The 14537-nt window shown below is 68.1% G+C and carries 16 protein-coding genes; 10 read left to right on the top strand and 6 right to left on the bottom strand.

The window, feature by feature from the left end; genetic code table 11:
• Positions 1-429: 429 nt before the first annotated feature.
• Entirely contained in the window at positions 430-621 is a 192-nt protein-coding gene (locus ACIQWR_RS39935) for a helix-turn-helix domain-containing protein (protein WP_404020612.1), read from the bottom strand.
• A 638-nt stretch (positions 622-1259) separates the two neighbouring features.
• Between ACIQWR_RS39935 and ACIQWR_RS39930 the strand changes: the two genes are divergently transcribed.
• The 3 genes from ACIQWR_RS39930 (at position 1260) to ACIQWR_RS39920 (ending at position 3864) form a co-directional block, all read left to right on the top strand.
• Positions 1260-1457, top strand: coding sequence for a hypothetical protein (locus ACIQWR_RS39930; protein WP_404020609.1), 198 nt, complete (start codon positions 1260-1262; stop codon positions 1455-1457).
• A gap of 68 nt (positions 1458-1525) precedes the next feature.
• Positions 1526-2685 (top strand): IS3 family transposase gene (locus tag ACIQWR_RS39925; protein ID WP_404020606.1). Its coding sequence is split into 2 segments (ribosomal slippage): positions 1526-1810 and positions 1813-2685, totalling 1158 coding nucleotides; the frame shifts between segments, so codons are not numbered across the junction.
• Between the two features lie 420 nt (positions 2686-3105).
• On the top strand, positions 3106-3864 hold the full coding sequence (locus tag ACIQWR_RS39920; RefSeq protein WP_404020603.1) for a DUF4184 family protein: 759 nt from the start codon (positions 3106-3108) through the stop codon (positions 3862-3864).
• A 6-nt stretch (positions 3865-3870) separates the two neighbouring features.
• Here ACIQWR_RS39920 and ACIQWR_RS39915 read toward each other — a convergent pair whose 3' ends face one another.
• Complete coding sequence (locus ACIQWR_RS39915) at positions 3871-4530, bottom strand: response regulator (protein WP_404020618.1); 660 nt, start codon at positions 4528-4530, stop codon at positions 3871-3873.
• A 49-nt stretch (positions 4531-4579) separates the two neighbouring features.
• The gene (locus tag ACIQWR_RS39910) at positions 4580-5056 is read right to left on the bottom strand and encodes a hypothetical protein (RefSeq protein WP_404020600.1); all 477 of its coding nucleotides are present in this window, start codon (positions 5054-5056) and stop codon (positions 4580-4582) included.
• 330 nt (positions 5057-5386) lie between these two features.
• Here ACIQWR_RS39910 and ACIQWR_RS39905 point away from each other — a divergent pair, with 330 nt between their 5' ends.
• Positions 5387-6601 (top strand): IS110 family transposase, encoded by a 1215-nt coding sequence (locus ACIQWR_RS39905; RefSeq protein WP_404020597.1) that lies wholly within the window; start codon positions 5387-5389, stop codon positions 6599-6601.
• Positions 6602-7174: 573 nt separating this feature from the next.
• On the opposite strand, the gene ACIQWR_RS39900 is transcribed toward ACIQWR_RS39905, so the two are convergent.
• Entirely contained in the window at positions 7175-7444 is a 270-nt protein-coding gene (locus tag ACIQWR_RS39900) for a hypothetical protein (protein ID WP_404020594.1), read from the bottom strand.
• Between the two features lie 670 nt (positions 7445-8114).
• On the opposite strand from ACIQWR_RS39900, the gene ACIQWR_RS39895 reads away from it, so the two are divergent.
• Positions 8115-8540, top strand: a complete 426-nt coding sequence (locus tag ACIQWR_RS39895; RefSeq protein WP_404020591.1) for a hypothetical protein — start codon at positions 8115-8117, stop codon at positions 8538-8540.
• Between the two features lie 106 nt (positions 8541-8646).
• Here the strand turns inward: ACIQWR_RS39895 and ACIQWR_RS39890 are convergent, their stop codons facing one another.
• Both ACIQWR_RS39890 and ACIQWR_RS39885 read right to left on the bottom strand, forming a co-directional pair.
• The gene (locus ACIQWR_RS39890) at positions 8647-9201 is read right to left on the bottom strand and encodes a GNAT family N-acetyltransferase (protein ID WP_404020588.1); all 555 of its coding nucleotides are present in this window, start codon (positions 9199-9201) and stop codon (positions 8647-8649) included.
• A complete protein-coding gene (locus ACIQWR_RS39885) occupies positions 9198-10493 on the bottom strand; it encodes a hypothetical protein (protein ID WP_404020585.1) in 1296 nt (431 codons plus the stop codon). The genes ACIQWR_RS39890 and ACIQWR_RS39885 overlap by 4 nt, the downstream gene beginning before the upstream one ends.
• Positions 10494-10674: 181 nt before the next feature.
• Here ACIQWR_RS39885 and ACIQWR_RS39880 point away from each other — a divergent pair, with 181 nt between their 5' ends.
• The 5 genes from ACIQWR_RS39880 to ACIQWR_RS39860 are packed head-to-tail and all read left to right on the top strand — an operon-like array spanning position 10675 to position 14533.
• Positions 10675-11604, top strand: a complete 930-nt coding sequence (locus ACIQWR_RS39880; protein WP_404020582.1) for a DUF6415 family natural product biosynthesis protein — start codon at positions 10675-10677, stop codon at positions 11602-11604.
• Positions 11601-12413 (top strand): helix-turn-helix transcriptional regulator, encoded by an 813-nt coding sequence (locus ACIQWR_RS39875; RefSeq protein WP_404020579.1) that lies wholly within the window; start codon positions 11601-11603, stop codon positions 12411-12413. Before ACIQWR_RS39880 ends, ACIQWR_RS39875 begins: the two co-directional genes overlap by 4 nt.
• 46 nt (positions 12414-12459) lie before the next feature.
• The gene (locus ACIQWR_RS39870) at positions 12460-13071 is read left to right on the top strand and encodes a hypothetical protein (RefSeq protein WP_404020576.1); all 612 of its coding nucleotides are present in this window, start codon (positions 12460-12462) and stop codon (positions 13069-13071) included.
• Positions 13071-13724: a hypothetical protein gene (locus ACIQWR_RS39865; RefSeq protein ID WP_404020573.1), complete on the top strand. Its 654-nt coding sequence runs from the start codon at positions 13071-13073 to the stop codon at positions 13722-13724. The genes ACIQWR_RS39870 and ACIQWR_RS39865 overlap by 1 nt, the downstream gene beginning before the upstream one ends.
• A complete protein-coding gene (locus ACIQWR_RS39860; protein ID WP_404020570.1) occupies positions 13721-14533 on the top strand; it encodes a Scr1 family TA system antitoxin-like transcriptional regulator in 813 nt (270 codons plus the stop codon). The genes ACIQWR_RS39865 and ACIQWR_RS39860 overlap by 4 nt, the downstream gene beginning before the upstream one ends.
• Positions 14534-14537: the final 4 nt, after the last annotated feature.

Below are 14537 nucleotides of genomic sequence, written 5' to 3'. Positions count from 1 at the left end.
CGGATACGACCCAGACACTCGCATCCTTGCAGGCCAGCGGCACCTTTCTGCTACCGGAACGTCAGATCACCCAATTCCGCTGAATACCCAGGGTTGATGCGACGCCCGTCGGGTGACCAGCCCGGCGCCGGCGGGAAGGTACGCGGGATCACCGGCCCGAGCTCGTCGGCGCAGACGACCGTCGCGCCGTCGGGCGGGTCGGTGTAGAGACCGATGATCCGCGTCCTTTTCCCTCGAAGTCACGGTCCTTCAACCTCACCCAGGAACGGGTACGGCGCCATCGGACACCCTCGGCCAACAGGATCCGACGGATCTGGGATCTCCCCACTACAATCCCGGCCTGCCGGGCGGCCTCCGCCAGAGCCGCAAGCGTCCACTGAGATGCCCCCTCCGCGTCGTCCGCGGCCAGTTCACCATCCTCGCCCCTGGTCAGACGCCCGGAGGGGTTTGCCTGACCAGCCCGACAATCCTCGACCGTTCGGCCTCGGTGATCCGCCGAGGACGGCCGCTGACCGGCCGGTCCTCCAGCCCCTCGAGCCCCAGCTCGTTGAAGCGGTGGAGCCACCACCGCACCGTCTTCGCATGACAGCCGAGCTCCGCCGCGATCCCCGCGACCCGCAAACCGTCCCAGCTCAGAGCGATGATCCCGCTCTCATCACCAGATCGGCCGGCGCCTTCCGGGCGCCCGCCAGCCTCGCGACCACCCTGACCTCATCGAGCCCCGAAGCAACCCGGGCACGCAGCAACGCAGGCACAACCCACCCCCTACCAAACACCCAACAGAGGCTTTATACCCACAACTTGAGGAAGCAAGCACTAGCGAGACGGGAAGGTGTACGAGAGGAACCGGTGTCTGACGCCCCTTAACGGCCCACCAGCTCATATCTGGCGGATACCGGCTGGTCGCGGCGCGCACCCGCTGCCCTCGGGCAGTGGGGAACTTCTGGGGGGCATGTGATTACCCACCGGGAGGCCACGGTGAATGTCCACAGCATAGCCGTGGCGATGCCGCAGGGGCAGAGCCGGGTACCTCACCCGTCGATCGGCTTCAAGTGAACGTGGGAACCGTCCAGTGCCGTCCTCACCTCGTGCAGCCAGCGCGGTGGAAGGATGGAAAGCCGGATGCGGGGCCAACTCGCACGTCCGGTCCGGGAGGGCGGCGTGGAGAAACGGGCTGGGAGCAATCCCAGTACCGCGCTCCGCGCCGACCCCACCACGATGTCGAGGCCCAGGACGAGAGCGGCTGAAAGCTGGCCGCCGTGAATCTGCCTGAGGGCGTGACAGGCATCGCCAGACTCCACGAGCTCGTCGCCCGGCACGGTGGTGAGGCCCTGGACCCGCCCGAGGTCATGGTCGGGATCGAGACAGACCGCGGCTCGTGGCATGCTCTGGTCGCCTCCGGCTACCAGGTGTTCGCGATCAACCCCCGCCAAGTCAACCGCTTCAAAGAACGCTAGGGTCTGCCGCACGATCGGGTGACATCTGAACTGGCTTGCCCTATGGGGTAGGTGGGAAGGATGTCGCTGTGCCCAAGCCTTATCCGGAAGAGTTCCGCCAAGACGTCGTGCGGGTCGCGAGGAACCGCGGCCCGGGCGTGACGGTCGAGCAGGTGGCCGCCGACTTCGGGGTCCACGCGATGACGCTGTGGAAGTGGATGCGCCGGGCGGACGTTGACGAGGGGACAAAGTCCGGAACGTCCAGCCAGGAGAGTGCGGAGCTGCGGGAAGCGCGTCGGCGGATCAAGCTGCTGGAGCAGGAGAACGAGGTCCTGCGCCGGGCCGCGGCCTATCTGTCGCAGGCGAACCTCCCGGGAAAAGGATCTACCCGCTCGTGAAAGAGCTGGCCGCGGACGGGATGCCCGTCACGGTGACGTGCCGGGTGCTCAAGCTCGCCAGAGCGCCCTACTATCGCTGGCTCGACCAGCCGGTGGCCGAAGCGGTGCTCGCGGAGGCGTATCGCGCGAACGCGCTGTTCGACGCCCACCGCGAGGACCCGGAGTTCGGCTACCGATTCCTGGCCGACGAAGCACGTAGCATCGGGGCCGTCATGGCCGACCGGACCGCGTGGCGGATCTGCCGGGACCGCTGGTGGAGCGTGTTCGGAAAGAAGCGCGGCAGGACCAAGAAGGCCGGCCCACCGGTGCACGACGACCTCGTCCATCGTGACTTCACCGCGACTGGCCCGAACCGGCTGTGGCTCACCGACATCACCGAACACGCCACCGGCGAGGGAAAGCTGTATCTCTGCGCGATCAAGGATGTCTTCAGCAAGCGGATCGTGGGCTACTCCATCGACGCACGCATGAAGTCCCGCCTGGTTGTGGCCGCCCTGGACAACGCCGTGGCCCGCCGGGAAAGTGTCGCCGGATGCATCTTGCACAGCGACCGCGGCTCGCAATTTCGATCCCGGAAACTCGTCCGGGCGCTCGACCGCCACCGGATGGCCGGCTCGATAGGGAGAGTCGGTGCGGCCGGCGACAACGCGGCCATGGAATCCTTCTTCAGCCTGCTGCAGAAGAACGTCCTCGACCGCCGGCAGTGGTCCACCCGCCAGGAACTACGGATCGCCATCGTGACCTGGATCGAAAGGACCTACCACCGCCACCGCAGGCAAGCCTCGCTCGGCAGGCTGTCCCCCGTCGAATTCGAGACCGTCATGACTACACCGGCCCTTCAGGCCCCGTGACCGAACCTGTCACCCGAACCTGCATCAGACCCAGGTCAAGTTTTCGGCTCTTTCTCACATCCGATGGTAGCAAGTAGTCATGGTCGTCACGCGCAGCGATTCTCCGAGCTCGGCCCGTTGTTCAGGCTTCTGGGACTCCGGGTGTACGGGATGGGAGACAGCTGGCCCGGATCCGCTTCCACCTTCTCGGCCAGCGCATTTCCCGATGACTTTCTGTCACCACCGAATGTGAGACAGAGCCGGCTCTGGCGGCCAGGGCTGCCCACAGGTGGTGCCGGACCTCATGCTTTCGACGGTCGATGACGGGCGGTCGTATACCGAAGGTGCACCTGCTGCTTCGTTCCCTGGAGCGACGCTGGGGGCCTGTGCGGCTCCAAGACTGTAAGGGAACCTTTACCCTCCCAGTCTTGGAGCCGCTCCATGCCCTATGCCCTGGCCCACCCGGCCGCGGTGCTTCCGTTCTGCCGAGGACGGCTGGCGCCCTCAGCCCTGGTCGCCGGAGCCATGGTGCCCGACTGGGCGGAAAGGCTGCCGATTCCGGGCGCAGGACTGACGAGCCATCAGCCCCTGGGTGCGGTCACGATCGACCTCGTCTTCGGACTGCTGCTCCTGACCCTTTTCCACGGCCTGCTAAAGCGGCCCTTGCTGGACCTAGCGTCCGCACGTGCACGGGCCAGGCTCGTGATCCCGGGCAGCGGACTGCGCTGGCGGTCCTGGGCGGACACAGGCTATGTGGTGCTCTCGGTGGTGATCGGCGCCACCACGCACATCCTGTGGGACGGCCTGACACACGGGCAGTTCTTCTGCCTCGGCGACTGCACGCAGCTGGTCCAGGACGGCAGCACGGTCCTCGGACTGCTGGCCACCGGCTGCTTCCTTGCGCTCTGGTGGCGCAGGGCTCCGGAATCCGTCGCGCCGCCGGGACTCACGGAGCGGGCACGGATGACCGCACGGGCCGTCCTGGCCGGTGCACTGGTGGCACCGGCCGTGATGACCCTCCTTTTCCCGCCGCGCCCCCTCAACGGCGACTTCCCCGCTGGAGGGGCCCTGCTGTGGTGGTACGCGACGGAGATGGCCCTGGCCGCGATCGAGGTGATGTGCCTGGCCGTGATGGTCTACGCGCTGGTGTGGCGGCTGTCACGGAACTTCTCGCTGGCCCAGGACGGCCGGGCCGGCTGACCGTGCTCAGAAGGGCTTGGCCAGTCCCGTCCGCTGGGCGAGCAGGGCTGCCTGCACTCGGTTGGTGAGGCGCGCTTTCGCGAAGATGCGGCCGACATGGGCCTTGACGGTGACGGTGTTCACTCCCAGCAGCTGCCCTATCTCGGCATTGGGAAGACCTTCGCCGACCATCGCAAGGACTTCCCGTTCGCGGGGAGTCAGGTCGGCAATCTGACTCTCGCAGGCCCGGAAACGCTCCTCGGCGTCCCCGGCCCGCAACTTGCGTATGACGTGAAGGGTGGCCCCGGGGGAGAGGACCGCCTCCCCGGCGGCCGCCACCCTGACAGCGTTGATCAGTTCCTGCGGACCGCTGTCCTTGAGCAGGAATCCGTTGGCCCCGCACTTCAGCGCCGAGACGACGTTACTCTCGTCACCGAAGGTACTGAGCATGACCACGGCGACGGCAGGCCGCAGCGCCGCGATCCGTTCGGCCGCAGCGAGGCCGTCGGTCCCGGGCATCCGCACGTCGATCAGAGCCACATCAGGCCGCTCGGCAGCAGCCAGCGCCACGGCCTGCTCCCCGTCGGCGGCCTCAGCGACGACCTCAATATCCTTGGCGTGGCGCAACACCATCGCGACTCCGGCGCGCACGAGGGCCTCGTCGTCGGCGAGCAATACCCGGATCACCACGCCGTCCCCGCCCCGGCGGACATCACGGAGAAATGGCCTGTCATGCTCATCTTGAACTCACCTTGAACCGGTCGATATCAGTCAGCTGATTATTGATGAAACAGTACCGAACCAGCTCAATCCACCCACTCCCGTCAATGGTGGACCGGTACGGCATCACACACCGTGCCACAGGATCCGGTGCAGGCATACGCCCACCGGCGGCCGCGTGAGCAAGCGGGGAATCCACCCCCACGAGCGAGACGACACGATCCCAGCTCATCCCGAGCCGCACGTCGGGAACGTACTCAGCCTCCGGAGACGGCTGCGGCACGTAAGCCAGCCGCAACCCGACCAGCAGCAAAGCCCCCACCGCCACAAGCCCGGCAGCCCCGGACGCCAGCCGCGGCAGCCGCGACACCCCTGCACCCGGAACCCGCCTCAGCACGCCCGGCTCGGCCTGGACCAGCGGAACCCCCACCACGACCGCGAACCCCCCGCCGGCCACGGACCCCGCCTCGAACTCCCCGCCGAGCAGCCGCACCCGCTCCTCCAGACCAAGCAGCCCTCGCCCCGTGCCGGCCTCCGCCGTTTCCCGCCCGCCGCCCCCCCCGTTATGTTTTTCGCGGTCCTGCAATGGGGCCGCTGGCCTCCGGGCTCGGTATGGCTGTGTCCCCTCTGTCGAAGTGATGACCTGGGGGGTGGTGTCGCCGGGCCCGAGGGGTGCCGTCACAGACGCTGATGAGAGACCCGGCCACCGCCCGGTCCGGCGCAATGCCGGGCAGAGACGCGGGCGGTAGGTCTGCATAACGTGGATGCGCGAGCACGGCACCGTTGCCGAGGCCGGCACGATCAACCCTGCGGAGAGAACGCGATGTTAGACACCGAAGGCGTGGGCGTCTTCCTCGGGATGGACGTCGGCAAGAGCGCCCATCACGGCCACGGGCTGACCCCGGCCGGGAAGAAGGTCTTCGACAAGCCGATGCCCAACAGCGAGCCGAAGCTGCGGGCCGTCTTCGACAAGCTCAAGGCCAAGTTCGGCACCGTGCTGGTGATCGTGGACCAGCCCGCCTCGATCGGGGCCCTGCCGCTGACCGTCGCCCGCGACGCGGGCTGCGAGGTCGCCTACCTGCCCGGACTCGTCATGCGGCGGATCGCCGATCTGTATCCGGGTGAGGCGAAAACGGACGCGAAGGACGCGGCGGTCATCGCGGACGCGGCCCGCACCATGCCACACGTCCTGCGTTCGCTGGAGCTGACCGACGAGATCACCGCCGAGCTCACCGTGCTGACCGGCTTCGACCAGGACCTCGCCGCCGAGGCCACCCGCACCTCCAACCGGATACGCGGACTGCTGACCCAGTTCCACCCCTCGCTGGAGCGCGTGCTCGGCCCGCGTCTGGACCACCGGGCCGTCACCTGGCTCCTCGAGCGCCACGGATCCCCTGCCGCCCTGCGAAAGGCCGGCCGCCGCAGGCTCGTCGAGCTGATCCGGCCCAAGGCCCCGCGGATAGCTCAGCGGCTGATCGACGAGGTCTTCGACGCCCTCGACGAACAGACCGTTATCGTTCCCGGAACGGGCACCCTCGACATCGTGATCCCGTCGCTGGCCGCCTCGCTCGCCGCGGTTCACGACCAGCGCCGGGCCCTGGAAGCGCAGATCAGCAACCTGCTGGAGGCCCACCCTCTTCACCAGGTCCTGACCTCGATGCCGGGAGTCGGAGTCAGGACCGCCGCCGTCCTGCTGGTCACCGTCGGCGACGGCACCAGTTTCCCCAGCGCCGCCCACCTCGCCTCCTACGCCGGCCTCGCTCCCACGACGAAGTCGTCAGGGACATCGATCCACGGCGAACACGCACCCAGAGGCGGAAACCGGCAGCTCAAACGCGCCATGTTCCTCTCCGCCTTCGCCTGCATGAACGCCGACCCCGCCTCCCGCACCTACTACGACCGGCAACGAGCCCGCGGCGAAACCCACACCCAGGCACTCCTCCGCCTCGCCCGCCAACGCATCAGCGTCCTGTTCGCCATGCTCCGAGACGGCACCTTCTACGAGTCCCGAACCCCAACCATAACCCTCGCCGCGTGACCATCCCAAACATCCCCATACCCGGCACCACGTCCTTGACGAAGGACATAGAGACACCCCCCCATGGGCGACCCTGCGGACACAAAAAAGCGGGCCGCCGCCCGAAGGCGACAACCCGCCGAACCTGCCCCCAGCCCCCAGCCCCCAGCCCCAACACAGATCAACTGCGCCGCGGCCCACACAACCCTCTTCTACAACCCTCCACCCACACAGCCAGCCCTCCCTCCCAACAACCCCCAAACCCCTCCCCCTCGCTCAGCCCCCCACCACCTCCAACCCCTCCCCCCTTACCCATCAACTGCCCAGCTCCTCCCACACACCAACCTTCACCCCGCCATCAACACCCGAGCCCCTCTCCTACCCCACCCCCATCTATATGTCTGCGTCTTCACCGGCCCAAAAACCAGCCCTGACCTGCAAAAATGCAAGGCAGCGCCAGAATTGGTCTCCCCCTCATAGTCCCCCGCATAGTCCCCCTCAAGGGCCCCCCACATAGTCCCCCGCATAATCCCCCTCAGTCCCCCACCACCCCGGCGCCCGCAGGCGGTTCCGGTAGACCGTGGGCCGCCCGGCTCAGGGGGTGTCTCCCTCCCAGTAGAAGCGCGCGTCGAGGTCTCCCCGGGCGGGGGCGTACGAGGCCCGGCCGCCGGGCCCGAACCGCCCCCGCTCAGCGATCAGGAACGCGCCCAGTTCCCGCTCCTCGCTGCTCCAGCCGGTCACGTCGAGCAGCTGTCCGTCGAGCGCTCCGCCCACCAGCTCGACATACTCGCGCCCCAGCTCCGGCCCCGGGGACGGGTCTTCGGGATCCGTCCCGTACACCCGACGGTCGACCCCGCCCGTCACCCGGCATCCCGGTGTGCGCGCACCGCGTCCGTGTACAGCTCCCGCGCAGCCCCCCGACCAGCCCACTCACGCCGCGGCTGGAGCACGACCGTCTAGCGCTGTTGGGTACAGGTCAGGTCTCAGTCCGTCGCGCTCCGCAGCACAGGCCCGAATGGACACCCCGGGCCGTCATATGCGTAGTCCGTGGACATCGATACGGTTCCAGTGGTGCCTTCCCCGTAAGGGGCCACCCACAGTTGTGCCGTCCGCATCGCAGCGCCCTAGCCCGCGACCTCCAGCCAGACCCGCCCTGCAGAACGGTCCCCCACCCGCGGACATGTTCCGCGCCGCCGGACGAGCGCGCCCGCAGTTCCACCACCGGCCCCGGAGACCTGCTCGTGCCCAGACACAGCCACTGACCGTCGCGCGGGGTGCACGAGCAGTCCCGCACCACCGCATCCGCAGTCGCGGCACCCACAAGCACCATCACCACAGCGGCCACCAAGCCCGCGGTCATCGTTGCCGTACCCATGCCCAGCCCCACAGCCTGCGCCCGCAGTGGTCACCGGGCGTGGCCGGTGAGTTCACCGGTGAACTCACCGGCGGGAGACTACGAGGACCGGTGAGCTTCGTCCCTTGACTCCCGGTGACCTGCGGTGGGGAGGTCTGGGGTAGGGGGGCGAGTGCATTGGTGATGCACCTTCAAGGGCACGTCCGCATCCTCGGCGAAGGCGGCGCGGCCTCGATCAAGACGGGCACCGGCGACCCCACCCAGGGGCTCAAGATGCTCCCGTACGCGAAGGACACGACCAAGATCGGGACGGAGAACCTCCGCGGCTTGAACACGGTGCACTCCACGGCGACCATCCCCCAGGACAAGCTCGGCGCCGCCGGCTCGCCGTACAAACACATGGGCATGCCCGGCGACATCACCATGGACGTCTGGATCGACGACAAGGGCACCCCGGCCCGGATGAGCCAGGCCATCGGCGAAACCACGATGGACATCGACTTCCTCAAATTCGGCGCCAGCCGGACCGTCGTGGCCCCGCCCACCGCCGACACCGCGGACATGACCGAGCAGTTCAAGAAGATGAAGCGCGGCGAAGCAGCCTGACGCCCTTCCCGGGCGGTAGGCTCTACTCCCGGCCCCTATTGCCCGGGGGGCGTCTGGTCGGATCGTGCCTCTCGCGACCATGGGACCCTCCGTGGCAGGCGCGGGCCTAGTTTTGTCGAACGGGCCGAATCATGGATGCGTACACCGGGGAGTCGGGGAAGGGCTGCTGCTCGCCGATCTTGGAGTAGCCCCACGCTTCATAGACTGCCTGGACGGATCCGTCCCCGGACGCCGGGTTTACCAAGAGGGTGACGCGTTCTTCGTTCCGCTGTGCAAGCCAGGCTTCGTGAAGCTGCCAGGCAAAACCGCTCCCCCGCCACTCCTTGCGCACGACGATCTCGTTGAGCGCCACCGTCCTCTTGCCGTTCTCGATGGTGTACTCCGCTGGAAGCGGATTCCTCATCGAGGACCACCAGGCTGTGTCCGCGCCGAGCGGTACGCCGAAGCAGAACCCCACGGGGACGCCGTCGTCGTACCCCAGCACCCCCGACCACCCCGGCCGAGACGAGTAGGTCGTCAGGCGCTCATCGAACCGGGCTCGGGAGTTGAACTCGTTGTCCAGGCCGAAGTCGCGGTGGCGTACTTCGACGTGAATTTCGAGGATGTCCTGCCGGATCAGCGACAGCTGGTCCGCCGCCACTTGCTTGATCTCGACCGTCACAGTTGGATTCCCTTCGCCTCGGTGTAGCGATGCGTCCACTCCGACGCGGCCGGCGCGTTCGGCGCCGTGGCACGTAGTTCTCGGTGGAACTGGCTGAGCAAGGTGCGTGTACGCCCCGACAGTGAATCACCCGCTTGTTCGGGCAAGACGGTCAGGGCCGTGGAGCAGGCGCGCTCGACCTCATCTTGGCGAAGCTGGATCACGGCGAGGGTGGCCGAGTAGTACCCCCGGTTCCGGACCAGGTCCGGCCGCAGCAAGGTCAAGGTCCGATGAAGGAATGCCTCTGCGTCCGCGTGTCGGCCTGTGTCCTTCATGACCAGGGCGGTCAAGCCGTTGAGCTCAGCTTCATCGTAGAAGCCGATCCAAGAGGGGCGTCGAGCGCCGGTGTCTGCCTTGCGAAGGGACGCGCGGGCGTGGTCGAGAGAGCGGAGGGCGCCGTTGTACTCGCCGGCCTGAGCCTGGGCTCCAGCCAGCCGGGCTGTTGCGAGCGATCGGTAGAGGGGATCTCGTCGGCAGGCAGCCGAGCTGCGGCCCGCCTCGGCGGCGGCCAGGGCTTCGTTCCGGCCGCCAGGGCGTTGGCCGGAGAGCAGCACCTGGTGACTCCAGAGGCGCAGCTCGGCCACGGGGTCTTGGGCGAGGCGGGCGTAGCGGAGGGCGCGGTCGAAGTGCCGCTCGGCTCGGTCGATCTCCCGTGCGTCGATCGCCGACCAGAGGGCGGTTCCGGTGAATGCGGCGGCGCTCGCGTAGAGCCGGTTCTGTACGCGGGTCGACGCTGTCCCTACCTTGATCCGTTCCAGAGCGTGGTGGGCGAATGCGAGGGCGCGTGTCTCCAGGTTGAGGGTTCCGCCCGCTGCGTTGTCGGCGGCCACGAGTTCGGTGAATCTCAATTCAAGGGACTCGACGTCGCTCATCCCGACACGTGGTCTTGCGGCGGCGTCAGGGACGGACAGCAAGGTGTCTGCGGCTAGCGCTGCTGCGGAGGCGGTGAAATGTCGGCGATCGCGATCCACGGGGTCCTCTGGTGGTCCTGAGTCGGGGCGCGAGGATGGCCCGCTTGGAGGGACGAACCCCAGTTCCTCGGCGCTCACTCCGAATTCTGCTTCCAGGGCGCGGCGCTGTCTCTCTTGCGGCCACCGGGTTTTTCCCCCCAGCCAGTTCCTGATGTGCCGGGCCTGCAGGGTTCCGGGCCGGCCCGTCAGGCGTTCGATCCGCCTGTTGAGTCGGTTGGCGAGCTCGGCCTGCGATAACGCAGCAGCCGACATGTGCCCGGCCAGGTGGACGTTGTCCGTCATCTACTCAACGTAGCTCGCAGCGGCTCACAGTGACGGCAAAGAAGGTAAAAATTACCGCCTAGCCGCAGTGAGGTCGCGCGGTGAATTGCCTATCTCCACAACGTGGTTGCGCGGTTACCTCTTGTGCCGGTGGTTCGCAGAGTCACCGCCGTAGACGTTCCATCGTCAGCACGGAGGAACCATGGCACCGACCGCAAAGCGAGCAGCTGAGGACGTCTCAACTGACCCCCGATGGCAGGCCCAGCTCCTTCCTCGCCGATCCGACGCCATGGCCGTTAGTTTTTCGACCGACCCCGACATCGCCGCAGCCGGAGCCCCGTCAAGCAGCCTTCGGCAGGTACCGCGGATTCGGTCGCTGGCCAAGGCACACATGGAATACTGCGGCCTCCCTGAACTCGCGGACGACGTCGCTCTGATCGTGAGCGAGCTCGTCACCAACGCCATCCAGCATGGCAGAGGCCCCGACGGCGAACTGTGCCTTGTCCTCCAGGACGACTCGTTGCTGGTCTCAGTCACCGATGGTGTCTCCTCATCCCGCGAGGCCCGGACTGCTACGGAAGACGAGGAGCACGGCCGGGGCCTCACGATCGTGAACGCCATCGCCGAGGAGCACCGCGGCAGGTGGGGCGTGACCCCCAACCAGACAGGGACTTGGTGCGAGCTACCCGTCCACGATCCGGGGTGCAACATGAAGCCCCTCGACATCCGCACGCCGGAAGACGTCCCCGCTGAGGGGTGGAGGCCTCCCCTGCCGGCCAGCGAGCTGTGGCGCCTGGCGCGCCAGCATCGCACCGGCGTCGCTGTAGATGACCTTCTCGACCTGATCGGGGAGGTCCAGATGCGGGGGCCGGAGCTGGAGGAAGAAGCCGTTCTCGAAGGGGCCGAACGGTTCCGGGGTGCGCTCATGCAGCTCGTGGGCGCGGTCCTGGAATTAGAGGGTGGCGGCCAGTCGGGCGAATCCGTCAACGCCCTCGTGGAACAGGCACGTACCTTGCGCAAGGAGGAGCCGGCCGGACGCGGAGACTCGCTTGCCCACCTCCGCCGGCTCGCGATCGTCACAGAGGCAGTGCTCGACGTCCTCCTGGACGGGGCGCCGGAGATGCCCGCATGAGCAGGCCGAGTGAGATCGTGACGGCCGTCTACCTAACCGCGGTGCGCCACGCCAAAGGCATCAGCCAGTGGCAGGCGGCCCGCGCGGCTGGTCTGTCTCTGCGCGCGCTACGGCGGCTGGAGGAGGGCGGGGCGGTGGATCCGGGCACCGCCGCTGACCTGATGAGGGTCTACGGGTTCACGGCCGAATCGGGCATCGACGCGGTGAGGAGCCTGTTGGACCCCAGGGCGGGTTGTGGGTCGATGCGGCTGGACGAGGGTGCGGGCAACCGTGACCGTCTCACGGCGTGGGAGCAGGCTGCCCACCGGATTCGTATGTGGTCGGCGATGTTGATCCCTGATCTACTCCAGACTCCCGCGTACGCGAAGGCCGTCGTCCGGCATGCTCGCCTCTACTTCGTGCCCGGCCAGGTCCCTCTGGGCCTGCGCGGCCTGTCCGCCGACGGTCCCCGGGTCTCTTTGCTGCTGGACGAGGCCGTCCTGGAGCGGCCTGTCGGTGGCTACGCGGTCATGGCTGGCCAGTTGAGGCACCTGTGCCAGTTGATCCGCTGCGGTGCGGCCACGGTCCGCATCGTGCCCTTTGAGAGCAGGGTGCTCGGGCCGGGAGATCACCTTGCGGAGCTTCACCTACGCCGTCGTCCCTGCCTGGTCGTGGACGAGGCCATCGGAATCCACTACGTCGATACCTGCGAAGGGCGCACACAGTTGCAGGCCAGCCTCGACGAGGTGGAGGCCGCCGCGGTCCCCGCGCGCGAGAGCTACCAGTGGCTCGTCCGCGCGCAGGCCTCGTTCGACGCGCACCGCGCGTGACCCCAGACAACGTGTTCCGCTCCCTAGCACGCGCCAGGAGGATTCGGTGAGACCTCTGCAAGCCCCCGCCGTCACGCTGCGGACCGACCGTGCTCCCCAGCACCCGCCGGTAATCGTCACGCAGGGCGGTATCCACCACGAGGGCGGATCCCGGGTCCGGCAGGTCGACCCGATGTTCGGTGTGCTGTGGGAGCTGTGGAGTGGACCCGGGGCCGGGTTGCCGCAGTACGGCGTGTTCGATCCCGCGGTGCAGCGGCGCGCCGCGGACCGGTTGTTGTGTGCCCACGGGCTGTGCAAGCCCAAGCGGTCGGCCGGCGGCATGCTGTGGCTGCTCCACGCGGATCGGGAGGAGCACGCGTGGCCGGCCGACATACGGACGACGCCGCCGATCTGCCGCGGCCACGCCGAGCTGGCTCTGGCGCGCTGCGCGACCCTGCGCCGGCGCTCCCTCGAGGTCCGCGTCCCCGAAGCCGAACCGGTGGGGGTCTTCGGGACCTTGTTCGCACCGGGCACTCCCCCGCGGTGCGACGAGCTCGTGCTCTTCGACCAGGCCGACCGCCTTCGGTACGTGCTCGCCCGCTACCTCGTCCTCGAACTGCGCGGGGCTACCCCCGACAGCACCCTCAACCTCGTGCCCGTCCCAGAAGGATCCAGCTGATGACCACCCCAGCACCAGAAGCCCTCCGCCTCGAAGCGGCTCTCCGCGCGGCATTACAGGTGGCCGAAATCCCGGGAGCCCGGGTATGGCCGGAGGGCGATGCACTCCCGTCCGTGCGCCTGTTCGGGCCCCTGCCGGGGAAGGCCGACCACGATGCCCTCTCGGTCCAGGCCTGGCTGAGACGAGCGAACACCAACGGGACCGCCCAGGACGGCGGGTGCAGCCAGGTGAGCATCCAGTTCGCCGATGTTGATGCCGGTCACCGGTTGGCCGAGATGCTCCGGGAACCTGCCGACCGCGCGCAGGCTGCCGCCGGTGTCCTGGCTCAGGAGCTGAAAGCACGCCAGGTCGGAGCATGCGTGCGTGGTCGCGCCGATGGCCGGGTCACGGTGGAGATCCCCGACCCTGCCACTGAGCCGGCGGCCATGAATCTGGCCCGGGCCCTCGGCGCGAGTACCATCGCGAAGTTCTTGAAGCTGGACGTCGTTGAAGGTGCTTGGGAATTCACTGACCGGCTGCGGTGGCTCATGATCGGCGTGGTCGGCGAAGGTGTCACGGTCGACGGGCGGTTCGGTAACGAGCCTCGCGTGAGCGGTATCGACATCCAGATGACTCCGGGACAGGCGCTGTCCCTCGTGTGGAGGCTGAAGTGAGCGCCCAGCCCGTCACCACGATGGTGGGACGCGTCGTGCTGGGGCGCTACCTCAGCTGGCTGCGCCATGGGCGCGGCATGACGCCGAAGGCCGCCGTCGCCAACACCTGCGTGGACTACCGGGCGCTCCAGCGCTACGAGACCGCCCTCTCGGCCATCCCCGAACCGGTCCTGGAGGAACTCCTTCGGAGGTACGGCCGCGGTACACCGCAAGGTCTTGCCGACGGCCTCGGCTTCCTCAAGAGCATGCGGCCGGAAGAGGTCACCGACCGGGGCTACTACGCGGAGGAACGCCTGCGGGCCGTCGAGGACAGCGCCACGGCGATCACCGTGGTCACCCACTGGGTGTCCCCGCCCATCCTCACCGGCCTGCTGCCCTACGTCTCTGCCGTGGTGGGTAAGGGCAAGATCATGCCCTACTCGCGGCCGCGCCCCCACTGCCCCATCACCCTGTTCCTCGAAGACGCCGTCTTGCGCCGGCCGTTGCGAGGGGCTGGCGCCGCAGCGGCCCAGTTCGAGCAGTGGGCCGACCTCGCGGCCGAGGGCGTCATCACCCTGGGGGTGTTCGAACCGATCGAGGCGGTCCCGCCGCAGGGCGGCCTCTTGAGCGAGATCACCCTGCCCAACATCACGGTTTGGGTCCAGGAGCAGGACGTCCCCGTCTACTCCACCGGGCTGCGCGCAGCGTGGCGCCGTGACCTCGTCCAGGAGGCGACCGCCGCCGCGCTCAACCCGCAGGACAGCCTCGCCGCGGTCCGGGAGGCATCCAGATTCTGGACCGCTCGCGGAGCCGTGGCGGCCCCTGCCTGAAACG

It is taken from the genome of Streptomyces sp. NPDC098789 (genome assembly GCF_044759975.1).
Taxonomy (GTDB): Bacteria; Actinomycetota; Actinomycetes; order Streptomycetales; family Streptomycetaceae; genus Streptomyces.
Note: the sequence above shows the minus strand (reverse complement) of the source record. Positions and strands in the feature narration are given on the sequence as shown.

Excerpts from the sequence above, each read along its gene's own strand:
- ACIQWR_RS39885 (WP_404020585.1), bottom strand. The coding sequence starts at position 10,493 with ATGACGGACAACGTCCACCTGGCCGGGCACATGTCGGCTGCTGCGTTA.
- ACIQWR_RS39880 (WP_404020582.1), top strand. The coding sequence starts at position 10,675 with ATGGCACCGACCGCAAAGCGAGCAGCTGAGGACGTCTCAACTGACCCC.
- ACIQWR_RS39865 (WP_404020573.1), top strand. The coding sequence starts at position 13,071 with ATGACCACCCCAGCACCAGAAGCCCTCCGCCTCGAAGCGGCTCTCCGC.
- ACIQWR_RS39905 (WP_404020597.1), top strand. The coding sequence starts at position 5,387 with ATGTTAGACACCGAAGGCGTGGGCGTCTTCCTCGGGATGGACGTCGGC.
- ACIQWR_RS39920 (WP_404020603.1), top strand. The coding sequence starts at position 3,106 with ATGCCCTATGCCCTGGCCCACCCGGCCGCGGTGCTTCCGTTCTGCCGA.
- ACIQWR_RS39875 (WP_404020579.1), top strand. The coding sequence starts at position 11,601 with ATGAGCAGGCCGAGTGAGATCGTGACGGCCGTCTACCTAACCGCGGTG.